This is a genomic window from Domibacillus indicus, assembly GCF_023715895.1.
GTDB lineage: Bacteria > Bacillota > Bacilli > Bacillales > Domibacillaceae > Domibacillus > Domibacillus indicus_A.
In genome coordinates this window covers 1-253 of sequence record NZ_JAMBOO010000149.1, presented here as the reverse complement: position 1 = coordinate 253, position 253 = coordinate 1, and the positions used below count along the sequence as shown (strand labels likewise).

The 253-nt window shown below is 34.4% G+C and carries 1 pseudogene; it reads right to left on the bottom strand.

Annotation, left to right across the window (positions count from 1 at the left end):
- Positions 1-122 precede the first annotated feature (122 nt).
- A pseudogene (locus tag M3221_RS26025) lies at positions 123-253 on the bottom strand (GNAT family N-acetyltransferase); the annotation flags it as partial.

Genomic DNA, 253 nt, shown 5'->3' with positions numbered 1-253 from the left:
TATCTGTTGTAAACTGGTTCATAGGGAAGACCTCTTTTCTGTGAATTGTGTTGTGGTGATTCAATTCTACAAGAAAAGGTCTTCCTTTTTCTATTTACTCATTTACACAAAATATTTTACGCTCTCATCAATTTTGAAACCAGTTTTGTTCCTATACCGTTCCTACAATATGAACTATGTATAACAACATCTTCAATATACGCTCTAAATTTTCCATCTGAAACAGCTCTTGCGAAGCCAACAAGAGTATCGC